We start from the raw sequence: 26,000 nt of genomic DNA on the forward strand, positions 1-26,000 counted from the left end.
TAAAAAAGCCGCATGCATAGATTGCGCATGAACCTTTTTTTCTTTGCTTCTCATAGTCGATCCATTTACGGTGGACCGGTAGAAACTTGCAGGCCATATCCCTGCGATTATATGAGTGGATGTTATATTAATTAGGGTTTAATTATATCATGCACAGGACAGGTTACAATGGTTTTTTATCGTTAAAATATGTTAAATCTATGAACGAAAATACTATAAAAGATACAAAGATGGATAAACCACTTATTTATTGATTTATCTAGTAGTTAATTTATAATTCATATTATTTATTTTACTTATTTATAACGATTATTTCAACTGAATTAACAATATTTCAGTAGTATTAATTACCTCGCAATCTAGTTTATCCTTCAACTTTCAGGGTTATAGATGGACTGTAGGCCACTACAAATATATCAACGAATAGGAGAGATATTTACTATGGCTAAAAACGACAACAACAACAACAACAACAACAACAACAACAACCGCGGGAAAATGTCTTTGGAGGAAGCAGGTCGTAAAGGCGGAGAAGCTACTGCAAGAAACCATGACAGAGAATTCTACGAAGAAATTGGACGTAAAGGCGGAGAAGCCACAGCACAAAATCATGATAGAGATTTCTATGAGGAAATCGGACGCAAAGGCGGAGAAGCTACTGCGAAAAATCATGACAGAGATTTCTATGAAGAGATCGGCAGAAAAGGCGGAGAAGCCCGCGCTCAACAAAACGATAACAATAATAGCAACCGTTAATGGATGATTGGTTCCTATCTATTGAATGAATAAAACAGCTGGAAACGGTTTTTATCACCGTTTCCAGCTGTTTTTATGTAAAATCGACCTCCATAACGATCGGACAATGGTCACTTCCCATCACCTCGGCATGAATATCCGCTGTTTTCAAAGACGGAAGCAGACAATCCGATATGAGGAAATAGTCGATTCGCCAACCGATATTCCTAGCTCTCACATCTCGCATATAGGACCACCATGTGTACGCCCCTTCAGTGTCTGGATGTAGATGTCGAAAAGTGTCAATGAATCCCTCGTTCAATACCGCTGAAAACTCTCCTCTTTCTTCAACCGTGAATCCTGAATTCCCTACGTTCGATTTATAGTTACGTATATCAATATCTTGATGGGCAACATTTAAATCTCCACAAAGGATGACAGATTTTTTGCTTTTCAATTGTATCAGGTACTCCCTCATTCTACTTTCCCAATCCAACCGTACAGGAAGGCGGGCCAAATCCCTTTGCGCATTTGGCGCGTACACATTCACCAAGTAAAATTGAGGGAATTCCAGCGTTAAAATCCGGCCTTCATCTTCAGTTTCCGAATCCCCTACTCCATATGTTACGGAAATCGGCTCTTCTTTCGTGAAGACGGCGGTACCCGAATAACCTTTCTTTAGTGCATAGTTCCAATATTGGTGATATCCCTCAAGTTCAAGTTCTATTTGACCGCTTTGCAGCTTCGTCTCCTGGATGCAGAAAATATCGGCATCCTGTTCTTTGAAATAATCCAAAAATCCTTTCCGGACGCAAGCTCGTAACCCATTGACATTCCATGATATCAACTTCATGCTAAAAACTCCTTTTTTCCGCAATACTTTTCATTGTACTAGAAAAGGGGTATTCCTCAAAGAATAGTAGCAGCTGAATGGCTTGCTTTGGGCGCAAAATGGCACACTTTGAGCGCGGGACAGCTTGGTTTGAGCGCGAAACGAGATGTTTTGAGCGCGAAATAGTTCGCTTTGAGCGCTGAACGGCCTGTCTTGAGCGCAGAACGCTAATATTGAGCGCGAACCAGCTGTTTTTGAGCGCGAGAGGTAGCAAATCAAAAAAAGAGCCGTCCGGAAGACTTCCCGGACAGCTCCTATACAACGTTCTCTTATTAAGCGTTCAATGCAACTGCAATTTGCGCACCGATCACTGCATTGTTTTTCACTAATGCGATATTCGCATCTAGGCTGCGTCCCTCTGTCAGGTCCTTCACTTTGCCTAACATGAATGGTGTAACGTCTTTCCCAGCGATGTGAAGCTCATCTGCTTCTTTAAGCGCCGCTTCGATGATACCGTCGATAAACGACTTGTCCATTGCATCAGCTTCCGGAATTGGGTTAGCAATGACTGCGCCGCCTTTTAATCCAAGGTCCCATTTCACGCGCAGCATGTCAGCGACCGTCTCCGGTTTGTCCGCACGAATATTTAATCCGAAATCGCTCTCGCGTGTAAAGAATGCAGGAAGGACATCTGTGCCGTAACCGACAACCGGAACGCCGTTCGTCTCCAAATACTCAAGCGTCAAGCCAAGGTCAAGGATTGATTTCGCACCAGCACAAATGACAGCTACATTTGTTTGCGCAAGCTCTTCCAAGTCAGCAGAAATATCCATTGTCGTTTCAGCACCTCGATGGACGCCACCGATTCCGCCTGTTACGAAAATCTTGATGTCTGCGAGCGCTGCACAGATCATTGTAGCGGCAACTGTAGTCGCTCCAAGCTGCTTCGTAGCGATTAAGTACGCAAGATCTCTTCTCGATGCTTTCGCGACCCCTTGGCTGTTCCCGAACATTTCAAGCTCTTCGTCAGAAAGGCCGATTTTGATTTTCCCATCGATGATGGCGATCGTTGCAGGAACAGCACCGTTATCGCGGATAATTTGCTCTACTTCACGAGCAGTTTTCACGTTTTGTGGATATGGCATGCCGTGTGAAATGATTGTGGATTCCAAAGCGACAATCGGTTTTCCTGCCGCCGTAGCTTCTTGCACTTCGTTTGAATACGTTAGATATTGTTTCATTGTAATTCCTCCAATTCTTTTTTGAGAAGTTCTTTTGTCAGTTCAGGTCTTACGGTAAAGGAGCTTTCCAACGTCTTGGCCGCATTCAACAATCCCATACGGACATTTTCGTTTAATGTTTCCCCTATCAAATGTCCATGAAGCAATCCTGATACGAATGCATCCCCTGCACCAGTTACATCCTCAACATGCACGTCTTCCACTGCAGGGAAGTGAATCGGTTCTTCGCCCGCACTCGCAGCCATGATTCCTTTCGAACCAGAAGTGACGACGACATTTTCAGCGCCAAACGCAAGCAATTCCTGGACAGCTATCTTCCAATCCTCGTCATTATCAATCGACCGGCCTGTGTATGTCTCCGCTTCATCCCGATTGCAGATGAACCATGTGACACCTTTCAGGTCACTCGGCATCCTGTTCATTTTCGGTGAAGAGACAGGAATGATGACAAGTGGATTTCCATTTTGGTTCGCCAGGTTTTTAATATAATCGACGGACTCTTTTGGACAGTTCAAATCGATGATGATCATCGCAGCGTTTGAGATCACTCTCGATTTTTCCTCAAAGTAGACCGGGGTCAAATAATCATAGATTTCCATATTCGCCAATGCAATGACAAGCTCACCGTCTTGATCCAATACAGCCGAGTAGGAACCAGTCGATTTCCCGATCAATTGGCCAACGTCCGTTACATCCATATGCGAAGATGATTCCCGGACGATCACGTCCCAGTCACTATCATTTCCTGCAACCGTCAGAAGCCTGACATTGTGATCGAGCCGACCTAAATTCTCTGCAATATTCCGGGCAACGCCGCCAACTGAAACTGTCATGGAAGCCGGATTTGAAGTTCCAAGTTGTGTTTCTTCATTGAGATGGAATTTCCGGTCTATGTTGGCTCCCCCAATACAGATGATTTCTTTTTCTTCCGGAAGAATATATGCCCTTCCTGAAATCTTTCCTTGTTTAATCAGACCGGAAATGATGTTTGCCAAGGAAGGTCTGGACATGCTAAGGGCATCTGCCATTTCCTGTTGTGATAAATAAGGGTTGGCTCGAATTAAGTCAAGAACAGCCCTTTCCTTTTCATTCAATTCCATCACCCTTTAAACATTTGTTTTAATTGTAAACTTTTGTTTCGCTGATTGCAACAAAAAAATATAACTTGTTTTAGTTACATTTCTAACTCGTCATCATGTTGCACACTTATCGCTTTTTCGACTTCATATAATGATAAGTCGATATCGACTTCATCGCCAAGAGCGATACTGGCCAACTGCTTTCCAAGATACGGACCGACCGTTAATCCTGAAGCACCTAATCCGTTTGCAAATAGCAGCTCTGGATGTCCGGGCACTTCCCCGATGACAGGCAGGAAACCTGGTGTGAACGGCCGAACACCGACACGTACTTCTTCAAATATCGATTCCTTCAAACCAGGTGCCACTTTCAAAGCTTTATCCAGTACCTCATGAATACCGACAGCTGTCGGGTTACCCATATCGTCCGCTTCCACTTCATCTTCATGGGTCGCCCCAACTATCACTTTCCCGTTATCTGATGGCAAAATATACTGATCGGTTGGAGGCATGATGACCGGCCAGTGTGATGTGTCATGCCCTGCCAAGCGCAAATGGACGATTTGTGCCTTTTGTCCGGTCACCTGTACATTCAACTTGAGCGGTTTTAATAATTCACTAGCCCATGCACCAGCCGCTAAGATCACTTTCGATGCTTTCATCAATTCCCCGTCCACATAGATACCTGCGACCTGGCCTTCTTCTACAGCAAGCGTTGCGGAGCCATGCATAATAGTGGCACCATTTTTTTCAGAAGCATTGAGCAGCGCCTCTCTCAGCGCTCTACCATCGACCCGCGCAGCTCCTTCTACGTGTACAGATGAGAAGCCCTCTTCTAAAAGAGGGAAAAGAGTTGAAGTTGCACGTTCATGCAACAAGGTTACATCCCCTATTTCAGGAGCTTCTACCCTTCTATCCAAAGCGCGAGCTTCCATCTTCTCAAGCTTGGTCCATTCCGTATGCAAACTGATCGCACCAACTTTCCGATAACCAGTTTCGCCCTCGCCATCTTCTTCCAACCGTCGAATCAATTCAGGATAATAGGATGCTCCTCCTTTTGCCAAAGCATACCAAGCTTTATTTCTACGCTGCGATAACCACGGGCAAATGATTCCTGCAGCCGCATCTGTTGCCTGACCTTTGTCCTTCCGGTCGACGACTATCACTTCTGCTCCCTGCTTCGCCAAATGATAAGCCGTGGAAGCGCCAAGAATTCCTGCACCGATTACGATGATCCGTTCCATGTCTAACACCTTTTCTTTATTTTAGTTCTATTGTACAAGCCGGAAAACATACATACAATCATAGCTAATTTGTAACCGTTTTCAAAATCGTAACAATTTTATAACAATGTAAGTCTTCCATTTTTCTAAAAAAGCAGTATACTTATTTTATTCAATAAAATATAGTCTTTTTGACTATTCATAAGGAGATTTGATCGGAATGACAAGAACCCCCATCCAGATTAAACTTAGCGACTCGAAAAAAGAGAAGCCGAATCCCGAGAATCTCATATTCGGCAGAAGTTTCACCGATCACATGTTTGTTGCGGATTACGACGAAGGAAAAGGTTGGCATAGCCACCGCATAGTCCCTTATGCCCCGGTCACTTTGGATCCCGCTTCCATTGTCTTGCATTACGGGCAAACCGTATTCGAAGGCATGAAAGCATATCGCTCAGCCGAAGATGGTACTGTGCGGTTATTCCGTCCTGAGGAGAATATGAAAAGGCTTAATCTTTCATTGGATCGGCTATGCATGCCACGAATCGATGAAGCAGCAGCATTGCATGCACTGACACAGCTCATTCATATTGAAAAGGACTGGATACCGACGTTGGAAGGAACCTCTTTGTACATACGACCATTTGTCATAGCAAATGAAGCATTCCTAGGTGTTGCTCCTGCGAGAAAATATCAGTTTTTCATAATTCTATCTCCAGTAGGTTCCTATTACAAAGAAGGCATTCATCCAGTAAAAATTCTTGTTGAAAACGAATTTGTCAGAGCTGTGAAAGGCGGCACGGGCGGTGCGAAAACTGCAGGCAATTATGCGGCAGGTCTGAAAGCGCAGCAAGTTGCAGATCAGCGGGGCTATTCACAAGTGCTCTGGTTGGACGGCGTCGAGCGGAAATATGTCGAAGAAGTGGGAAGCATGAATATCTTCTTTAAGATTGACGGCGAAATCATTACCCCGGCTATTAACGGAAGTATCCTGGAAGGCATTACGCGGAAATCGATTTTGCAGCTTTTGCGGCATTGGGATGTCCCTGTTTCAGAACGAAAAATCTCAATGGATGAAATTCGGGCAGCCTATGATGAAGGAAAGCTTGAGGAAGTTTTTGGAACGGGAACTGCGGCTGTCATCTCGCCTGTCGGTGAATTGAATTGGGATGGCTACAAGATGGTCGTCAACAACTGTGAAACAGGTCCATTGGCGAAGCGTCTTTTCGACACACTTTCCAACATTCAGGCTGGAAATGAAACCGATTCCTTCAATTGGATTGTGGAATTGAAAAGCGAGCTCGCAAAACTGGCATAACAGTAAAAGACATACCAGAATATGGTATGTCTTTTTTTCACGCTATATTTTGATAACGATTCAATAAAGAATCCAATTCTTGGCTGCAAGCTACAACTGCTGGATGAGTAAATCCACGGTCCTTTGCTATCTTGACCATCTTCGATCTTTTCATGTGAATCTTAAAAGATAAAAGCTGTTTTCCTATCAATCGCATCGCGCATTTCCTCCGTCATTTTTTTTACCTTTGCCTATCATAATGTAGACCATTTGAAAAAAATGTCGAATTGTGTGTGAAATTCTTGAAATAAAACATTTGTCACAGAATCGTCACAATAGAAAGGAAGAGGTATGCATAAACTACCCCTTCCCCGCGCCCACTAAACCTTAAAATGGTAATTAAAATGATTTTTCTAATTTTTATTTCGCTTCTGGGAACATTCGATTAATACTCGTTGTAAATTCTTCAAAGAACCCTTCGGCCGGTTCTCCAGCACGGATTTGATTTCCATATTCAGTGAAGCGCTTGGCGACATCCGGGTTGAACGACACGTAGACATTGTTGAAATTGGCATGCACGCGTCGGACCTCATCGGCTACCCTCTTTTTCAAATCTTCGTTCTCCTTAACGCCTTCCTTTAAAGCGACACCGACATAAGCATTTTGATCGGTTACAAGAACGTTTGCAGCTGACACTTCTTCCATCGCTGTAATTTTTTCTGCTGCGTCATCTGCCACTTCCACTTTTGATTGGCCGTTGTTAGTAGTTGTCGTATTATCATTGTTTCCTTGAGCAGATTCCCCAACACCGGTATTTTCCGCTGCATTGTTATTGCCGTTTGTCGCATTTCCATTCGTGTTGTTATTGTCCTTGTTGTTAGCACACCCAACTATAGCAAGCATGAGTAGCAACGAAAGCGAAATCGCTAATTTTTTCATCCTTATATCACTCCTTGTCATATGATAGCAATAGAATGTGTAAGATTTGCTCTTCTATTCGTTGCTTTTCGTTTTTCAGATAAAAAAAGCCGGATGGAGAATACCCATCCGGCTATCATTGTTTCAATATTTTGTGCCGTTGTCCCCAAATTCATCGAGCAACTCAGCAAAGCTTTTGTTCTTCTCACGTTCAATCCGTTCGCGTCGGATGATCTCTTGACGCTCTGCTTCTTCAGCCTCGGCTTTTGCCATCATTTCCTTCTTGGCTGCTTTTAATTTCGCTAAAACATCATTATCGAGCGCCTCAGAGAGCGTCGCTTTTTCATTTTCGATTTTTATGGGAGTTGCTGTCCTCGATTTTTTCTTTGCCATTCAGTCCACCTTCTTTCCTTAAGGACGTTGAACGATTGTGGCAACGCCTTGTCCGCCCCCGATGCATAATGTAGCAAGACCCGTTTTGGCATCGCGACGCTTCATTTCATGCAATAACGTGACCAGTATCCGCGCACCACTTGCGCCGATTGGATGGCCCAAAGCGATTGCGCCGCCGTTGACATTCAATTTATCTTTATCGAACTTCAGCTCGCGGTCAACTGCAAGTGATTGTGCTGCGAATGCTTCGTTCGCTTCGATCAAGTCAATATCCGCAAGATCCAATCCAGACTTTTCAAGGACGTTTTTCACTGCTTGGACTGGTCCGATACCCATGACTGACGGATCGACACCCGCATTTGCGTTAGCGGTCAAGATTGCTAACGGTTCAATGCCGAGTTCATCCGCTTTCGCTCGTGACATAATTACAAATGCAGCTGCACCGTCGTTGATGCCGGAAGCGTTTCCTGCAGTTACACTGCCATCCTTTCTGAATGCAGGACGCAACTTCCCTAATTTATCTGTTGTCGTACCTGCTTTAACATATTCATCTGTATCAAATACGATTGGTTCACCTTTCAGTTGAGGAATCTCAACAGGAACGATTTCATCTTTGAATTTGCCATTTTCAATTGCAGTGGCAGCCTTCTCTTGAGATGCAGCTGAAAATGCGTCCTGTTCGTCCCTTGTAATTGAATAACGGTCGCAAAGATTCTCCGCTGTAATGCCCATATGGTAGTCTTTGAACGCGCACCAAAGTCCGTCAGAGATCATGCTGTCGACGAGTTTCTGATCACCCATCTTGAAGCCTTCCCTTGCATTGCGAAGTAAAAATGGTGCTTGGCTCATATTTTCCATCCCGCCTGCGACGACGATATCCGCATCACCAGCAAGGATTGCTTGTCTCGCCAAATGGACCGCTTTCAAACCGGATCCACATACTTTATTGATCGTCATGGCAGGAACCGTTTCAGGCAGTCCTCCTTTAATCGCCGCTTGCCGGGCCGGATTTTGACCTAGGCCTGCCTGCAGCACATTCCCCATGATTACTTCATCCACGTCCTCCGCCTTGACACCCGAACGCGTAAGTGCTTCCTTAATGACAATTCCGCCGAGCTCTGAGGCAGATACATCCTTCAATGACCCTAGAAAAGATCCGATTGCCGTACGGACGGCGCTGACAATAACTACTTCGTTTGACATACAGATTCCCCCTATCTTTGTTTGCGCTTTCATAACTTCAGAGATTTCTTTATTCCGCGTTGCCCTTTGACGCATCCCTTCAGTACAATATATAGAGGAGGGATGATATGTTCATTTTACCAAAGAACGTCACAATTATCGAGGTCGGGCCAAGAGATGGCCTTCAAAACGAAAAGAATCATGTGGATGAAAAGGACAAATTGGATTTCATTCATTCATTGCAAGCTGCTGGCATCAAGGAAATGGAACTAACCTCTTTCGTTTCACCAAAATGGGTACCGCAAATGGCTGATGCAAAAAATATCGTTGCAAAAACAACGAAGATTGGCCGCCAATTTGTATTGGCACCAAATGAAAAAGGGGCTTACCTAGCTATTGAAGCAGGTGCGGAAAGTATCGCCGTCTTTGTCGGTGTCAGCAATACTTTTAATAAAAAGAACATTAACCGGACGACAACCGAGAGCATGGACTCACTTGAACCTGTCATCGCAAAATTGAAAAGAGATGGCCTTTTCGTGAGGGCATGCATTTCAACCGCGTTTTATTGTCCGTATGAAGGGAAGATAGAAAAAGAGGAAGTTAGTAACCTGTGCAGGCGATTCGTTTCAATGGGAGTGGATGAACTGAGCGTAGCAGATACGATCGGGATGGCAAATCCAGTTGAAAGCTACGAGCTTTTCAAATTGTTGAAAGAGCAGTTTCCGGAAGTTCTTCTGACAGCTCATTTTCATGATACGCGTAAAATGGCAATCGCAAATATTTTTGCTGCATTGCAGGCAGGTATCGACCGTTTCGATACTTCCGCTGGCGGCCTGGGTGGATGTCCTTTCGCCCCCGGCGCAACAGGCAATGTAGCGACAGAAGATGTCGTCCATATGCTTGATTCCCTAGGAATTGAAACGGGGATCAGCGTTGAAAAGATTTGTGAAGCTGTGGGAATGATTGCTCCTCTTGTTTCGCATCCTATCGACACAGGAATGTCCAAATTACACAAAAATCGCAGCTGCTGAAGGAGTTGAAGTAGATTGAAACGGCGCTTCCTATATATTACAGGCATTATTGGAAGCATATATACCGCTATTCTTACAATTCTCGGTTTTTACGCGGCAAATCGTTTGATGTTCATGAAACTGAAAGATCATGACTTGATTGTAAAACGTGAAATCATTGCCAAAAGGTTTGATGAGCATTGGTATGAAACAGTGCGGAAAGAGGATTTTTGGGTGGACTCCCCGAATGGTTACCCGTTGCGTGCGGTGTTTTTACAACCGCTTGACACGACTAGAACAGTAATCATTTGCCATGGCGTGACGGAGAATAAAATCAACTCAATCAAATATGCGAGATTATTTGAACGGCTGGGATTCAATTCAGTCATTTACGATCACCGCCGCCATGGAGATTCGGGAGGAAAGACGACAAGCTTCGGTTTTTATGAAAAGGTTGACTTGAATGCTCTTGTATCCTCTGTACGCGACCGGATCGGCAGCCGGGCATTGCTTGGCATCCATGGTGAATCGATGGGAGCTGCGACGACGATCCTATATGCTGGAGAATATGAAGATGAAGCGGATTTTTACATTGTCGATTGTCCATTCTCCGATTTCACCGAGCAGATCCTTCATATTATGCGTACGAGCACACCTCTTCGCTCTTCGATGACATTGCGGGCCGCCAATCTGTTCCTGAAGATCAGAGACGGCTATACGACAGGTCTCATTTCGCCAAGAGAAGCGATCGCGAACATTAAAAAACCGATGCTGTTCATCCATAGTATGGAAGATGATTTCATTGTGCCGGAAATGACGAAGGAATTGTACGAGTTGAAGGAAGACAAGAAGATGATGAAGCTATTCGATAAGGGTGCCCATGCGAAGTCATTCAATGAGAATCCAGAGGAATACGAACAGGAAGTCTTGCACTTCCTACATATTTTCGGTTTTCAGACTACATGACATGACAAAAAACCCTCTTTCCAGTATATCGGAAAGAGGGTTTCTTTTAGCTATAATTAAGCTTTTTGAACGTTTGTAGCTTGTAGGCCACGTTGTCCTTGCTCAATTTCAAATGTTACGCTTTGACCTTCGTCTAAAGATTTGAAACCGTCGCTTTGGATTGCTGAGAAGTGTACGAATACGTCTTCTCCACCTTCACGCTCGATAAATCCAAAACCTTTTTCTGCATTAAACCACTTAACTGTACCTTGTTCCATAATTGTTGCCTCCTAGTGCGGTAATCCACACAATGTGTTATTATCCTTGCTCAAATACTTTAGACGAAAAACAAAATCTAATCTCGATCTGAAACAGAACAAAAATAATTCTTCTTAAGAATAACAGATGCACGAGGAAATAGCAAATGATATGTGGCAAGTTTATTTGGACAATGCAATTTTTATATGCGCCAAGTGATGATTTTCATGCCAAGCTAATTTTGCAACTTTTGTTCCAACTGTTATTTCACCGTTTTTCTGGTGGGTAAAAATACGATCTAGCTGCTCTTCAGTTAAACTCTTTCCCAATGCTACGATTCGCTCATTAATACCTTCAAGCATTTTAATGGAGCTTTCCACAGGAAGCTGTGTATCCGGTTGAATCGCCCACTTTTCTTCATCGAACGCCGGTACTGTTGGATTTTCATCAGTTAATGCCAGTTTTAACCGTTGATACATGTTCAACTGAGAATCTGCAATATGATGAACGAGCTGACGTACTGTCCAGGCGCCATCCCGATAAGTTTTGCTTAATTCCTCTTCATTTAATGAATGAACAACTTCTCGTAATTGAATCGTGTACTTTTCGATGTCCTTTAGCCATTCTTGCACATTTGCTAGTGTTGCTTTTTCAGGAACTCGTAATTCACCTATTGGATATTTAATGTCCATTTTTCATTCCCCTTTTCCTTATTAAATTTATGAGTTATATACTAAATCTGCAATCATAGTTGGTTTTACGTTCTCCATGTAATGATTTTCAGCTAACCAGTATCTTCTTTGATACTTAGTAAGTCGTTCTTCATACTTCCCGATATACAAATCGCGATTTAATACTCTCTCATACCTCAGTTCCCACGGGCAATCCAGATATATGACAAAACTATAAAACCCTTTCCATTCTTGCCTTTGTAGAAATATACCTTCAATGAGAACAACACTGTCGGATGTTACATTAACAAGATTGGTTGAAGTTGTGTCAGTAAATTTATCATAAAAATCAAGCTGAATATTGTCACAACCAATAGACAACGGTTCAAATAAAGCAGCCGTCAACTAAGTAAAATCCCATTGTAAGTAATAATATTCATACCACTCTTCATGTCCTGTTTGGTATCGGTTTTTCCTTTCAACAATGTGATCATCTAGATGAAAAGAGACAGCTTGATAGTTGTGATAAGTTAATTCCTGTACAATTTCTTTAACTAATGTAGTTTTTCCAGCTCCGCCTAAGCCATCTATTCCAATTATCAAGGGACATGCTTGATTAGGACGTATTGAGAATTGAAAGATAATACTTTCAACCATATCTTTAATAGATATTAACATCGCCCCCATTTTATTCTCCTTCGTACACCGTGATTACAAAGTTTAATATAGTTCATACAATTCCTCCTGATATTTCTACTTCTACTCCAGAGAATCTTTAACCTGTCTTCTCTTATAAAGAAATCGCCAAATGAAAAAAGAAATCCAAGAGACAAAGGGAAGTGCGAACGTGGCATACCAAGAAGGGATGTCAGTCAAAAACAAGAGTAAGCTAGCTATTATGAAAGAAGGCAGCATGATTGTAATCCAAACACGGACTTCTGGATTTCTAAAACTTAAGTCAAAACCCTCCATTTGTTTGCTCTCTTTCTCTTTATATTCGTTAGTCATAACAGTTCCTCCTTTAAGACTTCAAGAAACGTCAATTAAATTACTTATTGTCTTTACCTTTAGTTTTTTTACTCGCTCCCCAAAATGCCAGTCCAATTAGTGGAATGGCAATGATCCAAGGTATGTCAATTTGGCTTTGCAGCATGACTGACATAAGCGTCAAAACTACTACGCCAACAATAATATAAAAGCAACCTCTCCCAAAGGTTTCCATGAAGTTCACTCCCCTACCTGTTTGTTTTCCATATAGCTAGTTTCCCTTGCCTCTTAATTATACGGATGACAATCCAAATCGTTTCATAATTCTTGTTTTTATTTCATCGACTAACTTGTCCAAAGTCAGAAAGGATACTCAAAGTTAAAAACCATAATCACGATGAATAAATGCATAAAAAAACCACTTCCCTGATTTTATCATCAGTAAAAAGTGGTTTTTGTCGATTGTATCATTTTGATAGCTTGTCCAAATAACTCAAATGAAAATAACATTTATAGAAGGAAAATAAGCTAGCTTATTTTTTCTTGCCCGCATTGTCACTTACTTTGTTCATTTGTGCCATCATTTGATTAATCTTCTTCTGTGAAGGTTTTTGTCCCATTTGCATCATCATCATACGTAACATTTGCTCATTGATCGGCGGGTTTTCCTTCAAATATTTCATCATATATTGACGTGCAATGAAAAATCCGAGGGCCACACCTGCGATTAACGCGACGACGGCAATGAGGATTACCCAAATCGTGCTTATCATCCGCTATACCTCCTCCACTACCGTGATTCGAGAATACTCTACCATGATGGATTATACAACAAAGAGGCCGCGGATAGCAATGACCGGCTGTTAATATTTCTATATTATACCGAATAAAGATTTAAAATAAAAATGTACGATCATTTCCTAGATGGTTTTCCTGTTTGACAGGTTTCAACCATCCCCACTCGCCATGCGTGTCCATCACTGCAAAGAATCGATCGTCCGATCCGGATAATGCAACAAACAAATCCAGGTCCAACATACGCGAGCCATCGCAATAAGCTTGAAGGGAATATGGGTTAAGTGAAATATGAATGGAACCTTTCACTGGATGGGATAATTTATATTCGCCATCATCGCTTTCGACCGTTGTAAAACTTTTCCCCAAATTGCTAAGAATTGCTTGGTCAATTGCGGATTCTTCTATTTCATCGCATAAATAACGGACTTCTTGCAAAGGTGGTTGCTCCTGCGCATGATCTTTAAGCAAATCATAGAGAAGCCCTTCCCTTCCTAGAATGAACGATTGGTATCTTTTTTTTACTTTATAAATATCATAAGTTCTCATGACCGTCACTCCTTTTTACATAGTCTATCCCACTAGAAGTAAAAAGTTTGTCAAAACACGGTAAAGAAAGACACTATTGTTGTCGAAAGTTTCGCAATAGAAAGTCATACTCTTAACGAAAAATACCGCTCCGGAATAAGTAGTCTTATGACATTCCGAAGCGGTAAAGATTAATTACGACCGAGGATCGTTTTCATCTCACGAACGACTTTTTCTTCAGTGAAGCCATATTCTGCAATAACCTTTTCCCCTGGAGCGCTTGCTCCAAACGTGTCAATTGCAATGACTCCGCCTTCATCACCAACATATTTATGCCACCCGAGGGAAGCACCCATTTCAATGGATAGGCGTTTTTTGACTGCTTTTGGCAGTACGCTTTCTTTGTATTGCTCATCCTGCTGCTCGAACAAGTCCCAAGAAGGCATGGACACGACTGAAACATCGATTCCTTCTTCCCGGAGTTTTGCTTGTGCATCGACGGCAAGATTTACTTCAGAGCCTGTTGCAATCAAGATTCCGTCTGCTACGTCTTTTTCAGCAGGAGAAATCGTGTAAGCTCCACGTTTCACTCCATCCATTGCTAGTTCACCGGACTTCGGCAACACTTGCAGATTTTGACGGGATAATACAAGTACTGTCGGTCTGTTTTTCGACGAGACCGCTATATTCCAAGCAGCCGAAGTTTCATTGCCATCAGCTGGGCGGATGACTGTCAATCCTGGCATTGAGCGAAGGGATGATAGATGTTCAACCGGCTCATGAGTCGGTCCATCTTCACCTACTGCGACGCTGTCATGCGTAAATACGTATGTGACAGGCATACCCATTAGGGCAGACAATCTGATGGCCGGCCTTACATAGTCGCTGAATACGAAGAACGTTCCGCCGAATACATGCAAGCCACCGTGAAGCGCCATTCCGTTCAAAGCAGTTCCCATCGCAAATTCACGGACACCGAACCAGATGTTTCGGCCGCTGTAATCGCCCGGGAGGAAATCTCCTGCACCTTTGATCGTCGTCTTATTGGAACCTGCAAGGTCTGCACTTCCTCCGAAGAACGAAGGCAGCACATTTGCAATAGCGTTGATGGCATCTCCTGAAGCGGATCGAGTAGCATGTGAAGAACCGGCCTCATATGTCGGAAGCGCTTCTTGAAGTCCTTCAGGCATTTCTCCTTTGATTGCCGCTTTCAATTGTTTGGCCAAGTCCTCATGTTCACTCTCGTATTGTGCAAACAGTTCATTCCATTGCTGTTCCTTCTTGACGCCCAATTCATCTGTCGCTTCTTTGAATGTCTCATAGACGCCTTCAGGAACACAGAAATCCTCTTCATATGTCCACTTGTAGTACTCTTTTGTAAGCTTCATTTCATCTTCGCCAAGAGGAGCACCATGGACGTCAGCTTTTCCGGATTTATTCGGCGAACCGTAGCCGATGACCGTCTTCACTTCGATCATTGTCGGCCCGCCTGAATTGCCTTTCGCCTCTTCAATCGCTTTTGAAACAAGTTCAATATTATTTCCGTCTTCAACACGGATATAGTTCCATCCATATGATTCGAAACGCTTTCGGATGTTTTCTGTGAATGACATATCTAATTCTCCGTCTAAGGAGATGTCGTTGCTGTCATAAAGGACGATCAATTTTTCCAACTGCAGATGACCTGCAAGGGAAATCGCTTCTGCTGCAACGCCTTCCATAAGGTCACCGTCGCCGCAAAGTGCAAATGTATGGTGATCGACAATATCAAATCCTGGACGGTTGTAAAGTGCAGCCAAATGCTTTTCAGCCATGGCCATTCCGACTGCCATTCCGATTCCCTGACCGAGTGGACCAGTAGTCGCTTCAACACCAACTGTATAGCCGTATTCCGGGTGACCAGGTGTTTTTGATCCCCACTGTCTGAAGTTTTTAATTTCTTCCATCGGCAAATCGTAGCCGCTCAAATGAAGCAGGCTATATAACAGCATGGAACCGTGACCTGCCGAAAGGACAAACCGATCGCGGTTGAACCATTCAGGATTGGAAGGGTTATGATGCATATGCTTCGTCCATAGGGTGTAAGCCATCGGAGCAGCTCCCATTGGCAATCCCGGGTGGCCGGAATTCGCCTTTTCAATTGCATCGATGGATAACGTCCTAATCGTATTAATTGCTAATTGGTCAATCTTTTCGGTCATTCAGAACATCCTTTCCCGTGCTTTATCTTGTAGTTGCAATTGTTATACCTTCTATAGTGTAGTCAATAAATAGATGAAATACAATCCATCCTATGAACGGAAACTCAGTTCAGGAACTTCTTGTTTCGTGCATCTTTCACTTTTTCCGGGGTGACGTCGTTGCCTTCAGGATCGATCACTTTGACATTTTCGATTGTGTCCCGCATGGATGAACGGAATGTTTCCAGGTATTCTTTGCGTAGTTGTGTTTGTTCTTTTGCTTCTTCGATTGATAGGCCGATTGTTTTCGCCTTTTTGGATAGTTCGTTGATACGTTTGATTTTATCTTGGGATAACATAAAATTCCTCCAATTATTTCGTCCATCAACCAACTGTTATACCATAACAATTGAAGTGGAACTCATTAAAACTATACTTTGAAGGTATACAAAAAGAGCAGGAAGTGCAACTAATCACCCTTCCTGCTCTGTTTCATATTCTTTATATCTGCGGTGGACCGTTGCTTTGCTTACGTTATGACCGAGGCCTTTCAATACGCCGGCGATTTCTTCGAAGGTTAGGCCTTTTTGGCGTAAGGACACGATTTCACTGATCGGTACTTCGATTCGTTCGCGTCCTTCGAGATTTCCTTTGTTTTTTAAATTCCGTTCCGGCCTGTAGCCTTCACGGACAGCCCTCTTCATGCCTCTACGGATTTTGGCGTTGTGCAATTTGCGTTGGTACTCTTCAACGATCGCCAATATTTCAAGTAGCATCGTGTCCATCTCGTTCAATTTCAACGCGCCGCTATCGTGGTTCGTAATGACTGTTGTATTCGTTTTGGCAAGAAGATGCAGGATGGCGACCCTGGCGTTACCCCTCCCGAGCCTAGTCTCATCTTGTACGAGTACCGCATCTATCTTTTCATCACGGACGCAGTCCAGTAAGTCGAGCAATCCCTCTCGATCCATATCGTAGCCGCTATGTTTTTCCTTGAATATATGTATAGGCTTCAGCCCTAGCTCTTCCGCAAGCCGCTTCAGTTCTTCTTCTTGCCTGGACAAGGAGGCAACTTGAGAGTCTTTTTCCGTACTGACACGGCAATATAAGACACAGGTCTGCATTTTCCCTATCATCATTAGTCTCCTGCCAATTCTGTCATCATTGGATCAGGTATTGCTGAATCAACTTTAGGCAATTTCAATATTTCTCCTGATTTGATCATAGTGGATTGCATGTCATTCATTTCCATTACTTTCGCTATCCATTTCTTCGAATTTTCATCAGAGGAATGATCTTGCGCCAATCCCCAAAGTGTATCGCCTTCTGCTATTGTAACTTCAACGAATGAAGTTGAGGCTGATTTTGCTTCTTTCATGACACCTACGAGTGTAAATGCTGTGCAAAGGAAAATAATTAATAGAATAAAGCCGTATTTTTGAATGAAAGTCATTAGAAACCCCTCCAAGAATGTTTGTTCGGAATACCTGTTCCCATTATAGGGCAGGTTTTTTTAGAAGTCAATAAAATCTTCGAACCTTTGTTTGCCAATTACCCGAACACCTGTTATACTCTCTTTAAGAAACAATTGTGGTGGCGGACCTTTGTTCGCACAATTGCTAATCATTGATTCTATTAATTGGAGGGGTGGAAAAATGAAGAAAATTTCAAAGAGACAGCAGGATATCCTATCTTTTATCAAAGATGAAGTGAAGCTGAAAGGGTACCCGCCTTCCGTTCGTGAAATCGGAGAAGCTGTTGGACTAGCATCCAGTTCTACCGTGCATGGTCATCTGGCCAGATTGGAAAGTAAAGGTTATATCCGGAGGGATCCGACAAAACCGAGAGCGATCGAGGTGCTGGATCCCGAGGGTCTGACTGCACTGAAATCGGGAGTTGTCCACGTTCCGCTTGTCGGAAAGGTAACCGCCGGCTTGCCGATCACTGCAATTGAAAATATTGAAGAATACTTCCCGTTGCCGGATACGTATGGCACGTCCGACGATAAATTATTCATGCTTGAAATTGTCGGAGATAGTATGATAGAAGCCGGAATTTTGAATGGGGATTATGTCGTCGTCAAACAGCAGCATACTGCTCATAATGGCGAGATTGTCGTCGCTATGACAGAAGAGGACGAAGCAACGGTGAAACGCTTCTTTAAAGAGAAGGATTATTTCCGTTTGCAACCGGAAAATGAGTCGATGGAGCCGATCATCGTCAATTCGGTTTCCATCCTTGGAAAAGTTGTCGGCGTTTATCGCCAGATTCATTAATCAAGAATCAGTACGTAAAAATAGAGGATGACCGTGTCGGCTTGCATCGACAAGGATCATCCTCTTTTCAATTCATTTTTCCAGCATCTTATCTTTCAGCAGCTTATCCATGGAAGACATGACTGCCGCTTTAACATGCTCATATGTCAATCCGCCTTGTACATAAGCCGTATACGGCGGACGTATCGGGCCGTCTGCAGTGAGTTCAATGCTTGAGCCTTGTATGAATGTCCCCGCAGCCATTATTACATCGTCGGAATAGCCCGGCATATACGACGGTTCAGGCGCATAATGCGCATTTATCGGCGAGTTCTCCTGAATGGTTCTACAAAATGCGATCATTTGCTCGGCATTGCCAAAATTAACGGATTGTATCAAATCGGTCCGCGCAGCCGAATAATGCGGAGTCGTATCAAATCCGAAGCTTTCAAGGAATGCTGCTGTGAAGAGAGCGCCTTTCACGGCTTGGCTGACGACGTGTGGCGCAATGAAGAAGCCTTGGTACATTTCCAAAAGCGTATCAAGCGATGCACCCGCTTCGGCCCCGATGCCTGGCGATGTCATGCGATAAGCGCATTTTTTCACAAGATCGGCGCGTCCGGCGATATATCCTCCGGTCCTTGCAAGTCCTCCGCCGGGATTTTTTATGAGTGAGCCCGCCATCAGATCGGCCCCAACTTCAACCGGCTCTTTCGTTTCCACGAATTCACCGTAGCAATTATCGACGAATACAACAAGTTCCGGGTTAATTGATTTGACAAAGCGTACCATTTCACCGATTTGTTCAATTTGGAAGGAAGGACGTTCTGAATATCCTTTTGAACGCTGAATACCGATCATTTTCGTCTTACTATTGATATTCTTCCTTACTTCTTCGTAATCGACTGAGCAATCCTCTTTAAGATCGACATGCTTGTATGTGATTCCGTAATCAATGAGCGATCCTGTATCTTCACCGTTTCCGGATACGATTGATTCCAGTGTGTCGTAAGGTTTACCTGTTATATAAAGGAGTTCATCCCCCGGCCGAAGTACTCCGAACAGGCTCAATGAGATGGCATGGGTGCCGGAGATGATCTGGTTGCGTACGAGACATGCTTCCGCGCCAAAAGTATCTGCATAGACTTGTTCCAGTACATCCCGGCCGCTATCGTCATATCCGTATCCAGTCGAGCCGGTTAGATGAAAGTCGCTCACCATGTTTTTTCGGAAAGCTGCCAGCACCTTCCGTTGATTGTAGAATGCCGTCTTTTCCACTTCTTTGAAATAAGAAGCAAGTTTTTGTTCCGCGGCTTCCGCCTTTGTTTCGATTTCAGAAGCAAATTCATGTATCATCATTCCAATTTCCTCATTCCTACAAATAGTCACTATAATATCTTATCAGTCTGTCGGGATTGGTCAATGGAAATTGATCGGTATTGGCAAAGCTTCTATTTTGATATACTATATGAAGTGTTTGGAGCAAGGAGGAACCTCATTGGCTTGGGAAGTTTTTAGTTTTATCGGAACTGCAGCTTTTGCCATTTCAGGAGCGCTAATTGCAATGGAAGAGAAATATGATATATTCGGGGTCTATATATTAGGTATGGTGACTGCGTTCGGCGGAGGGGCTGTCCGGAATGTTCTTCTTGGGTTGCCTTCTTCCGTTTTATGGAGTCAAACTTTTCTTTTTATCGTCGCATCGATTTTAATAACTTTCATTTTCTTTTTTTCAAAAACGATCATTAATCATTGGAATCGGTGGGGCACTTATTTTGACGCCATTGGATTGTCTGCGTTCGCCATCCAGGGGGCAATGCTTGCGGTCAATATGAATATGTCATTATACGCAGTAATGGTTGCTGCCGTATTGACAGGTGCAGGCGGAGGAGTAATCCGGGATCTGCTTGCTGGAAGGCGTCCTCTCGTCTTTAAGAGGGACATTTATGCCGTTTGGGCAGCAGGGGCCGGATTTCTCGTCGGCATCGGTCTTTATAGTCATGATTGGGCGCTGTACGCACTGCTAGTCGTTGTCGCTACTTTACGAATCCTCTCTTACCATTATCACTGGGAATTGCCTATCAGTAATTCATGATATGTCCAATGGAAAAAGGAACAGGCTAATTGAACCTGCTCCTTCATTGGGACATATGTTTTTTATTCTTCGTCCTTTAACACTACAGGTTTAGCAGGCACATAGGTCGATATTGCATGCTTGTAGATCAATTGCTGCTTGCCGTCCGATTCCAAAAGTACGGTGTAATTATCATATGATTTGATAAGGCCTTTCAACTGAAAACCATTTAATAGGAATACCGTGACGAACGTGTTGTTTTTCCGTAGTGAGTTCAAAAATGTTTCTTGCATATTACCTTGTGACATACACCCCAGCCTCCAATTACTTCTATATTTCTCTTGCCTTTTTACTTATTCGATTCCGCTTCTTCAAAACCCTTCAAAATTGATACAATTTCATCGACAATCTTTTCTTTATCCGAATTTGCATCGAACCAGCTGATTTTCACTTTGTTCCGAAAATACGTCATTTGGCGTTTCGCATAATGACGAGTATTTTTCTTTATTAACTCTACTGCACCATCCAAAGAGAAATCGCCTTGAAAATATTGATACAGCTCCTTATATCCGATCGCCTGGACCGACTGGACATTTCGGATGCCCTTTTCCCACAAACCCCGAGCCTCTTCCAGCAATCCATCCTCCATCATTTGGTCCACTCTAACATCGATTCGCTTGTAAAGGATTTCCCTGTCCATTGTAAGGCCCACAATTAAATGATTATATAAAGGAGCCCCACCTGCCCCTTGTTCATGCTCATTCTTCGTTTTGCCAGTCACTTCGATGATTTCAAGCGCACGTATTAAACGTCGATGGTTATTCGGATGAATTTTTTCTGCACTTGCAGGATCGAGTTTTTGAAGCCGATTATACAGGCGTTCCGCGCCGCCTTCCGTTTCAAGTTCATTTTCCAATTCAGCCCTGACGTTTTCGTCTCCCGCCTCTTCGGTAAATCTGAAATCGAATAGGACCGACTGGATATACAAACCCGTGCCGCCGACAATGATCGGCTGTTTGCCTCGGCTTTGGATTTCTTCAATACAGTTACGCACAGTCGACTGGTATTCCGCTACGGAAAACGACTCGTTCGGTTCCTTGATGTCGAAGAGGTGGTGGGAAATTCCTTCTTTTTCTTGTTCTGTTATTTTCGCTGTGCCGATATTTAATCCTTTATACACTTGCATTGCATCGCCATTGATAATTTCCCCATCAAGCCTTTTGGCTAGCTCGATGCTTAGTGCCGTTTTGCCTGAAGCAGTGGGTCCGACGATTGCGATGACTTTATCTGATTGATTCATTCTTTTTTTATCCAATCCTTTACGAAATTAAATACTTGTTCCCGGTTCACTTCATTCAACATTTCATGTCGACCGCCTTCATATAGCATGACTGTTATATCCTCGATACCGACATCGGCAAATTGCCGTGCAGCCTGCCAGACTCCTTTGCCATTATTGCTGACAGGATCATCTAAACCAGAAAGGAACAGGATCGGCAATCTGCTAGGGACTTGCCTGATGCAGTCCAAGTCATTGATTTTCGCAAGTCCGTCAAAGAGATCGATGAAAAAACGGGTAGTCGGTACGAAACCGCATAACGGATCATTAATGTATTGCTCCACTTTTTCATTGTCTCTCGATAGCCAATCAAAGGATGTTTTTGGTGTGCCCACTTTTTTATTGAACCCTCCGAAAACCAATTTATTAATGAAATAATCCGGTTCATCGAATTTTGTTGCTTTGCCTTTCATCGATGCTAGAGCTTTTCCAACGATGCGGCTCACACCAGGGTTGCCGGCGGTTCCTGAACAAATAAGCTTGTCGAGTTCCCTTCCGAATCTTTGGGTGTATCTCCTCGCTACAAATGACCCCATACTATGCCCGAAAAGGATTACACGTGGCGCTCGGAATTTATTGCGGTAAAAGCTGATGATTTCATACGTGTCTTCAACGACTCGATCAAAGCCGGCAGTTTCGCCGAAATCTCCTAATTTCCCATTTAAATCGGCTGTCTTGCCATGGCCGCGATGATCATGTCCGGATACCGCGAAACCTTCGCTTGTAAGATATGTTACGAACTCTTCATATCGGCCGATATGCTCCGCCATTCCGTGAAGCAGATGAATATGGGCTATTGGGCGATCTGCAGGTTGCGCATACACTGAATGGATGGAAAAACCATCTGACATCATCAGCACCTGTTCATTCACACACGTTCACCGACCTTTCCTTCTGCTGCTTTTATCTGCTTCTCCAATTGGGAGAGGTAGAACTCTTTCTTTTCTTCGGTATAGGAAAGGATAGCTCCCATATAGTCCGTTGCCGCCTCTTTATACAGTTTTACAAACGGCATGTTGAAATAGAGATCCCCTCTCCTCCTTATGAAGAAGTCAGACGGCGTCATGGCCATTTCATTATGGATGGAGTAGAGGATTTCCGCTTTCAATAGAGCAGGTAAAACTGTCTTCTCTGTTGAAACCGCACTAACATAGGTAAAGACCTGATCGACATTCGATCCGTATAATGAGGCAAGCGCTCGTCCTTCATCCTTCGTAAGTCCGTATAATTCAGCTTCATTCGATTTACTCTCGAGGAAGATTGTGAACTGTTCTTCATTCTCGAAGTCTCCACCCGCCAACGGGAGATACTCCGTTACGCATGGCCCGAACGAAGTTGTCGGCAACCTCTTTACAACATGGTCTACGACGGTTTCAGCCATTTTGCGATAGCCGGTCAATTTCCCGCCAGCAATTGTTATTAATCCCGTTCCCGCTTCCCAAATTTCATCTTTTCGTGAAATTTCGGATGCGTCCTTACCCTCTTCATAAATAAGCGGCCTCACACCTGCCCAAGTCGACTCGACGTCATTGCGGCCAGCTTTTACGGAAGGGAACATATAATGAAGTGCATCAAGAAGATAAGCGATGTCTTCTTCCGTTGCAACCGGATTGGCCCGGTCACCGTCAAAGAAGGTATCTGTCGTTCCGATATAGGCTTTATTGCCCCGCGGGATTGCAAAGATCATCCTGCCGTCAGGCGAATCAAAATAGATTGCCTGCTGCAAAGGGAATCTCGACTTATCGATTACAATATGCGTTCCTTTTGTCAATCGCAGCCGTTTGTCATTCGACACCTCGTCCTTTTCCCGCAATTCATCCACCCAAGGGCCAGTCGCATTGACGATGACGGAAGCGCTTATGTCCATCACTTCTCCAGTGAGCATATCCCGGACAGTTACACCCGACACTTTTTTGTCGTGATACGTAAATTGCTCGACTTTCATGTAATTAAGGCAAAGAGCACCTTTTTGTGCAGCTTTCTTTACTACTTCTATTGTCAGCCGTGCGTCATCGGTACGGTATTCTACGTAATGTCCTCCGCCAAGCAAACCTTCTTCCCTGACTAACGGCTCCATTGCGAGCGTCTCGTCGGGTGACAGCATTTCACGGCGCTCCTCTTTTCTTACACCCGCCAATTTATCATAGACGAATAGTCCTGCGGAAGTGGTCAGCTTTCCGAAGGAGCCGCCTTTGTGGAAAGGTAGAAGCATACGCTCGGGCTCCGTTACATGAATTGCATTCCGATAGACGATATCCCGTTCCTTCCCTGTTTCGGAAACGATTTTCAACTCCATCTGCTTTAAATACCGCAAGCCTCCATGGATCAGTTTCGTCGATCTGCTGGAAGTGCCCGCCGCAAAATCCTGCATGTCGAGAAGGGCGACGGATAATCCCCTTGTCACTGCGTCAAGAGCAATGCCGGCTCCGGTTATCCCTCCCCCAATGACTAGCAGGTCAAACTGATAGTCGCGCATGAACTGTTTCACTTTCGGTCTTGTGATCGATGATAACATCTTTCGCTCTCCTCCAGTCAAAGTTTGAATAGCCGCGCCGCCTCGACAGCCTTCTTCCAGCCTCCGTACAAGGCATCCCGATCTTCCATTGCCATCTTCGGAGAATATGTCCGTTCTTTCGCCCATAAAGCTTCCACTGCCTCACAAGACTCGAAAAATCCTGTCGCGAGTCCGGCAAGATATGCCGCCCCGAGTGCCGTCGTCTCCATATACGCCGACTGCTCCACCTCGCTCTGCAGCATATCGCTTTGGAATTGCATGAGGAATGTATTCGCGACAGCGCCTCCATCTACACGCAATACATCAATGTCGATGCCAGCATCCTTTTCCATCGTCAACAGTACATCTTTTGTCTGATAGGCCAGCGCTTCAACAGTTGCACGGATGAAATGCTCTTTTTCGGTCCCTCGGGTCAATCCGAATACTGCCCCTCTAGTATCTGAATCCCAATATGGCGTACCGAGTCCAACGAATGCAGGAACGACATACACACCATCCGTAGAAGCGATCCGCGTCGAGTACATTTCTGAATCCGAGGCTTTCTGGATCATGCGCATCCCGTCCCTGAGCCATTGGATAGCAGAACCTGCGACGAACACACTGCCTTCAAGTGCGTATGTAATCTTGCCACCTAACCCCCAGGCTATCGTGGTCAGCAGGCCATTTTCGGAAGTAACAGGCTGTTCGCCCGTATTCAACAACATGAAACAACCTGTACCGTACGTATTTTTGGCCATGCCAACGTGAAAACAGGCCTGCCCGAATAAAGCACATTGCTGATCTCCGGCGGCACCGGCGATTGGAACAGCAGCACCAAAGAATACGGATGGATCTGTATGGGCATAGATTTCAGAAGACATCCTCACTTCAGGCAGCATGCCCATTGGGATATCCAACATTGCGCATAGCTCTTTATCCCACTCGAGCTCGTGAATATTGAATAGCATCGTCCTCGAAGCATTCGAATAATCGGTTACATGGACAGCTCCTTCCGACAGCTTCCAAATGAGGAACGAATCAATCGTACCGAATAGAAGCTCCCCTTTTTCAGCCCGATCACGCACACCTTCCACCTCGTCAAGAATCCATTTCACTTTCGAAGCGGAAAAGTATGGATCAAGCTGCAAACCCGTCTTTTGACGGATGCTCTCTTCCTTGCCTGCTTCTCTTAACTCATTGATGATCTGCTGTGTCTGTCTTGACTGCCAAACAATTGCATTATAGACGGGTTGTCCAGTAAGCTTGTCCCAAACTACAGTCGTCTCCCGCTGGTTTGTAATGCCGATTCCATCGATGTCTTCAGGTTGAAGTCCGCTTTCCGTCAGTACCGAAGCGATGACAGCTAAAACAGAACCCCATATTTCGCTCGCATTATGTTCCACCCAGCCCGGTTTCGGGAATATCTGCCTGAATTCCCGTTGCGCAGTATGAACAATCTCGCCTTTCCGGTTGAATAGAATTGCCCTCGTGCTAGTTGTCCCTTGGTCGATCGTTAATATGAACTCACCCATTGGTAACCCGCTCCCTTGTTCAACTATAGGTT

General features: G+C 44.1%; 32 protein-coding genes and 1 riboswitch. Of the genes, 6 read left to right on the plus strand and 26 right to left on the minus strand.

Annotated elements, in window-relative coordinates:
• Positions 1-33 precede the first annotated feature (33 nt).
• Positions 34-135, minus strand: a riboswitch (purine riboswitch).
• A 306-nt stretch (positions 136-441) separates the two neighbouring features.
• Complete coding sequence (locus M3191_RS04660; protein WP_251698506.1) at positions 442-756, plus strand: KGG domain-containing protein; 315 nt, start codon at positions 442-444, stop codon at positions 754-756.
• Positions 757-829: 73 nt separating this feature from the next.
• On the opposite strand, the gene M3191_RS04665 is transcribed toward M3191_RS04660, so the two are convergent.
• The 4 genes from M3191_RS04665 to M3191_RS04680 form a co-directional block, all read right to left on the minus strand.
• Positions 830-1,588, minus strand: a complete 759-nt coding sequence (locus M3191_RS04665) for an exodeoxyribonuclease III (RefSeq protein WP_251698508.1) — start codon at positions 1,586-1,588, stop codon at positions 830-832.
• A 311-nt stretch (positions 1,589-1,899) separates the two neighbouring features.
• The gene (locus M3191_RS04670; RefSeq protein WP_251698510.1) at positions 1,900-2,808 is read right to left on the minus strand and encodes a pseudouridine-5'-phosphate glycosidase; all 909 of its coding nucleotides are present in this window, start codon (positions 2,806-2,808) and stop codon (positions 1,900-1,902) included.
• Positions 2,805-3,902 carry a carbohydrate kinase gene (locus M3191_RS04675; RefSeq protein WP_251698512.1) on the minus strand — a complete coding sequence of 366 codons (1,098 nt, stop codon included), beginning with the start codon at positions 3,900-3,902 and terminating at the stop codon, positions 2,805-2,807. The genes M3191_RS04670 and M3191_RS04675 overlap by 4 nt, the downstream gene beginning before the upstream one ends.
• 80 nt (positions 3,903-3,982) lie before the next feature.
• Entirely contained in the window at positions 3,983-5,131 is a 1,149-nt protein-coding gene (locus M3191_RS04680; protein WP_251698514.1) for an NAD(P)/FAD-dependent oxidoreductase, read from the minus strand.
• Between the two features lie 199 nt (positions 5,132-5,330).
• Here M3191_RS04680 and M3191_RS04685 point away from each other — a divergent pair, with 199 nt between their 5' ends.
• On the plus strand, positions 5,331-6,428 hold the full coding sequence (locus M3191_RS04685; protein WP_251698516.1) for a branched-chain amino acid aminotransferase: 1,098 nt from the start codon (positions 5,331-5,333) through the stop codon (positions 6,426-6,428).
• Between the two features lie 37 nt (positions 6,429-6,465).
• Here M3191_RS04685 and M3191_RS04690 read toward each other — a convergent pair whose 3' ends face one another.
• The 4 genes from M3191_RS04690 to M3191_RS04705 form a co-directional block, all read right to left on the minus strand.
• Positions 6,466-6,624, minus strand: coding sequence for an aspartyl-phosphate phosphatase Spo0E family protein (locus M3191_RS04690; protein WP_251694726.1), 159 nt, complete (start codon positions 6,622-6,624; stop codon positions 6,466-6,468).
• Positions 6,625-6,827: 203 nt separating this feature from the next.
• Positions 6,828-7,346: a YhcN/YlaJ family sporulation lipoprotein gene (locus tag M3191_RS04695; protein ID WP_251698518.1), complete on the minus strand. Its 519-nt coding sequence runs from the start codon at positions 7,344-7,346 to the stop codon at positions 6,828-6,830.
• 123 nt (positions 7,347-7,469) lie between these two features.
• Positions 7,470-7,718, minus strand: a complete 249-nt coding sequence (locus M3191_RS04700) for a DUF3886 domain-containing protein (RefSeq protein WP_251698520.1) — start codon at positions 7,716-7,718, stop codon at positions 7,470-7,472.
• An 18-nt stretch (positions 7,719-7,736) separates the two neighbouring features.
• Complete coding sequence (locus tag M3191_RS04705; protein ID WP_251698522.1) at positions 7,737-8,921, minus strand: acetyl-CoA C-acetyltransferase; 1,185 nt, start codon at positions 8,919-8,921, stop codon at positions 7,737-7,739.
• 107 nt (positions 8,922-9,028) lie between these two features.
• Between M3191_RS04705 and M3191_RS04710 the strand changes: the two genes are divergently transcribed.
• A complete protein-coding gene (locus M3191_RS04710; RefSeq protein WP_251698524.1) occupies positions 9,029-9,931 on the plus strand; it encodes a hydroxymethylglutaryl-CoA lyase in 903 nt (300 codons plus the stop codon).
• 15 nt (positions 9,932-9,946) lie between these two features.
• A complete protein-coding gene (locus M3191_RS04715; RefSeq protein ID WP_251698531.1) occupies positions 9,947-10,876 on the plus strand; it encodes an alpha/beta hydrolase in 930 nt (309 codons plus the stop codon).
• 56 nt (positions 10,877-10,932) lie between these two features.
• On the opposite strand, the gene M3191_RS04720 is transcribed toward M3191_RS04715, so the two are convergent.
• The 12 genes from M3191_RS04720 to yneA all read right to left on the minus strand — a co-directional run bounded on the left by M3191_RS04720 (position 10,933) and on the right by yneA (position 17,727).
• On the minus strand, positions 10,933-11,133 hold the full coding sequence (locus tag M3191_RS04720) for a cold-shock protein (protein WP_147058293.1): 201 nt from the start codon (positions 11,131-11,133) through the stop codon (positions 10,933-10,935).
• A 162-nt stretch (positions 11,134-11,295) separates the two neighbouring features.
• On the minus strand, positions 11,296-11,805 hold the full coding sequence (locus M3191_RS04725) for a YfiT family bacillithiol transferase (RefSeq protein WP_251698533.1): 510 nt from the start codon (positions 11,803-11,805) through the stop codon (positions 11,296-11,298).
• 27 nt (positions 11,806-11,832) lie between these two features.
• On the minus strand, positions 11,833-12,189 hold the full coding sequence (locus tag M3191_RS04730) for a hypothetical protein (RefSeq protein ID WP_251698535.1): 357 nt from the start codon (positions 12,187-12,189) through the stop codon (positions 11,833-11,835).
• Positions 12,190-12,471: an NB-ARC domain-containing protein gene (locus M3191_RS04735; protein ID WP_251698537.1), complete on the minus strand. Its 282-nt coding sequence runs from the start codon at positions 12,469-12,471 to the stop codon at positions 12,190-12,192. It abuts the gene before it with no gap.
• 72 nt (positions 12,472-12,543) lie between these two features.
• Positions 12,544-12,792 carry a hypothetical protein gene (locus M3191_RS04740; RefSeq protein ID WP_251698539.1) on the minus strand — a complete coding sequence of 83 codons (249 nt, stop codon included), beginning with the start codon at positions 12,790-12,792 and terminating at the stop codon, positions 12,544-12,546.
• Between the two features lie 40 nt (positions 12,793-12,832).
• Entirely contained in the window at positions 12,833-13,006 is a 174-nt protein-coding gene (locus M3191_RS04745) for a hypothetical protein (protein WP_251698541.1), read from the minus strand.
• A 298-nt stretch (positions 13,007-13,304) separates the two neighbouring features.
• Entirely contained in the window at positions 13,305-13,541 is a 237-nt protein-coding gene (locus M3191_RS04750; protein WP_060208743.1) for a YneF family protein, read from the minus strand.
• A 124-nt stretch (positions 13,542-13,665) separates the two neighbouring features.
• Positions 13,666-14,115 carry a sporulation inhibitor of replication protein SirA gene (sirA, locus tag M3191_RS04755; protein ID WP_251698543.1) on the minus strand — a complete coding sequence of 150 codons (450 nt, stop codon included), beginning with the start codon at positions 14,113-14,115 and terminating at the stop codon, positions 13,666-13,668.
• A 170-nt stretch (positions 14,116-14,285) separates the two neighbouring features.
• Positions 14,286-16,295, minus strand: a complete 2,010-nt coding sequence (gene tkt / locus M3191_RS04760; protein WP_251698545.1) for a transketolase — start codon at positions 16,293-16,295, stop codon at positions 14,286-14,288.
• Positions 16,296-16,399: 104 nt separating this feature from the next.
• The gene (locus M3191_RS04765) at positions 16,400-16,633 is read right to left on the minus strand and encodes a DUF896 domain-containing protein (protein ID WP_251698547.1); all 234 of its coding nucleotides are present in this window, start codon (positions 16,631-16,633) and stop codon (positions 16,400-16,402) included.
• Positions 16,634-16,747: 114 nt separating this feature from the next.
• On the minus strand, positions 16,748-17,410 hold the full coding sequence (locus tag M3191_RS04770; protein WP_251698549.1) for a YneB family resolvase-like protein: 663 nt from the start codon (positions 17,408-17,410) through the stop codon (positions 16,748-16,750).
• A gap of 2 nt (positions 17,411-17,412) precedes the next feature.
• Positions 17,413-17,727 carry a cell division suppressor protein YneA gene (yneA, locus tag M3191_RS04775; RefSeq protein ID WP_251698551.1) on the minus strand — a complete coding sequence of 105 codons (315 nt, stop codon included), beginning with the start codon at positions 17,725-17,727 and terminating at the stop codon, positions 17,413-17,415.
• Positions 17,728-17,929: 202 nt separating this feature from the next.
• Between yneA and lexA the strand changes: the two genes are divergently transcribed.
• Entirely contained in the window at positions 17,930-18,550 is a 621-nt protein-coding gene (gene lexA / locus M3191_RS04780) for a transcriptional repressor LexA (protein ID WP_251698553.1), read from the plus strand.
• A 72-nt stretch (positions 18,551-18,622) separates the two neighbouring features.
• Here the strand turns inward: lexA and M3191_RS04785 are convergent, their stop codons facing one another.
• On the minus strand, positions 18,623-19,888 hold the full coding sequence (locus tag M3191_RS04785) for an aminotransferase class I/II-fold pyridoxal phosphate-dependent enzyme (protein WP_251698555.1): 1,266 nt from the start codon (positions 19,886-19,888) through the stop codon (positions 18,623-18,625).
• Between the two features lie 139 nt (positions 19,889-20,027).
• On the opposite strand from M3191_RS04785, the gene M3191_RS04790 reads away from it, so the two are divergent.
• The gene (locus tag M3191_RS04790; RefSeq protein ID WP_251698557.1) at positions 20,028-20,624 is read left to right on the plus strand and encodes a trimeric intracellular cation channel family protein; all 597 of its coding nucleotides are present in this window, start codon (positions 20,028-20,030) and stop codon (positions 20,622-20,624) included.
• Positions 20,625-20,686: 62 nt separating this feature from the next.
• On the opposite strand, the gene hfq is transcribed toward M3191_RS04790, so the two are convergent.
• The 5 genes from hfq to glpK are packed head-to-tail and all read right to left on the minus strand — an operon-like array spanning position 20,687 to position 25,968.
• Entirely contained in the window at positions 20,687-20,911 is a 225-nt protein-coding gene (hfq, locus tag M3191_RS04795; RefSeq protein ID WP_251694746.1) for an RNA chaperone Hfq, read from the minus strand.
• A gap of 41 nt (positions 20,912-20,952) precedes the next feature.
• On the minus strand, positions 20,953-21,903 hold the full coding sequence (gene miaA, locus M3191_RS04800) for a tRNA (adenosine(37)-N6)-dimethylallyltransferase MiaA (RefSeq protein WP_251698559.1): 951 nt from the start codon (positions 21,901-21,903) through the stop codon (positions 20,953-20,955).
• Positions 21,900-22,814: an alpha/beta hydrolase gene (locus M3191_RS04805; RefSeq protein WP_251698561.1), complete on the minus strand. Its 915-nt coding sequence runs from the start codon at positions 22,812-22,814 to the stop codon at positions 21,900-21,902. Before M3191_RS04805 ends, miaA begins: the two co-directional genes overlap by 4 nt.
• Entirely contained in the window at positions 22,811-24,457 is a 1,647-nt protein-coding gene (locus M3191_RS04810; protein WP_251698564.1) for a glycerol-3-phosphate dehydrogenase/oxidase, read from the minus strand. The genes M3191_RS04805 and M3191_RS04810 overlap by 4 nt, the downstream gene beginning before the upstream one ends.
• 17 nt (positions 24,458-24,474) lie before the next feature.
• The gene (gene glpK, locus M3191_RS04815; protein ID WP_251698566.1) at positions 24,475-25,968 is read right to left on the minus strand and encodes a glycerol kinase GlpK; all 1,494 of its coding nucleotides are present in this window, start codon (positions 25,966-25,968) and stop codon (positions 24,475-24,477) included.
• Between the last annotated feature and the right edge of the window lie 32 nt (positions 25,969-26,000).

Source organism: Sporosarcina luteola (genome assembly GCF_023715535.1).
GTDB classification, from domain to species: Bacteria; Bacillota; Bacilli; order Bacillales_A; family Planococcaceae; genus Sporosarcina; species Sporosarcina luteola_B.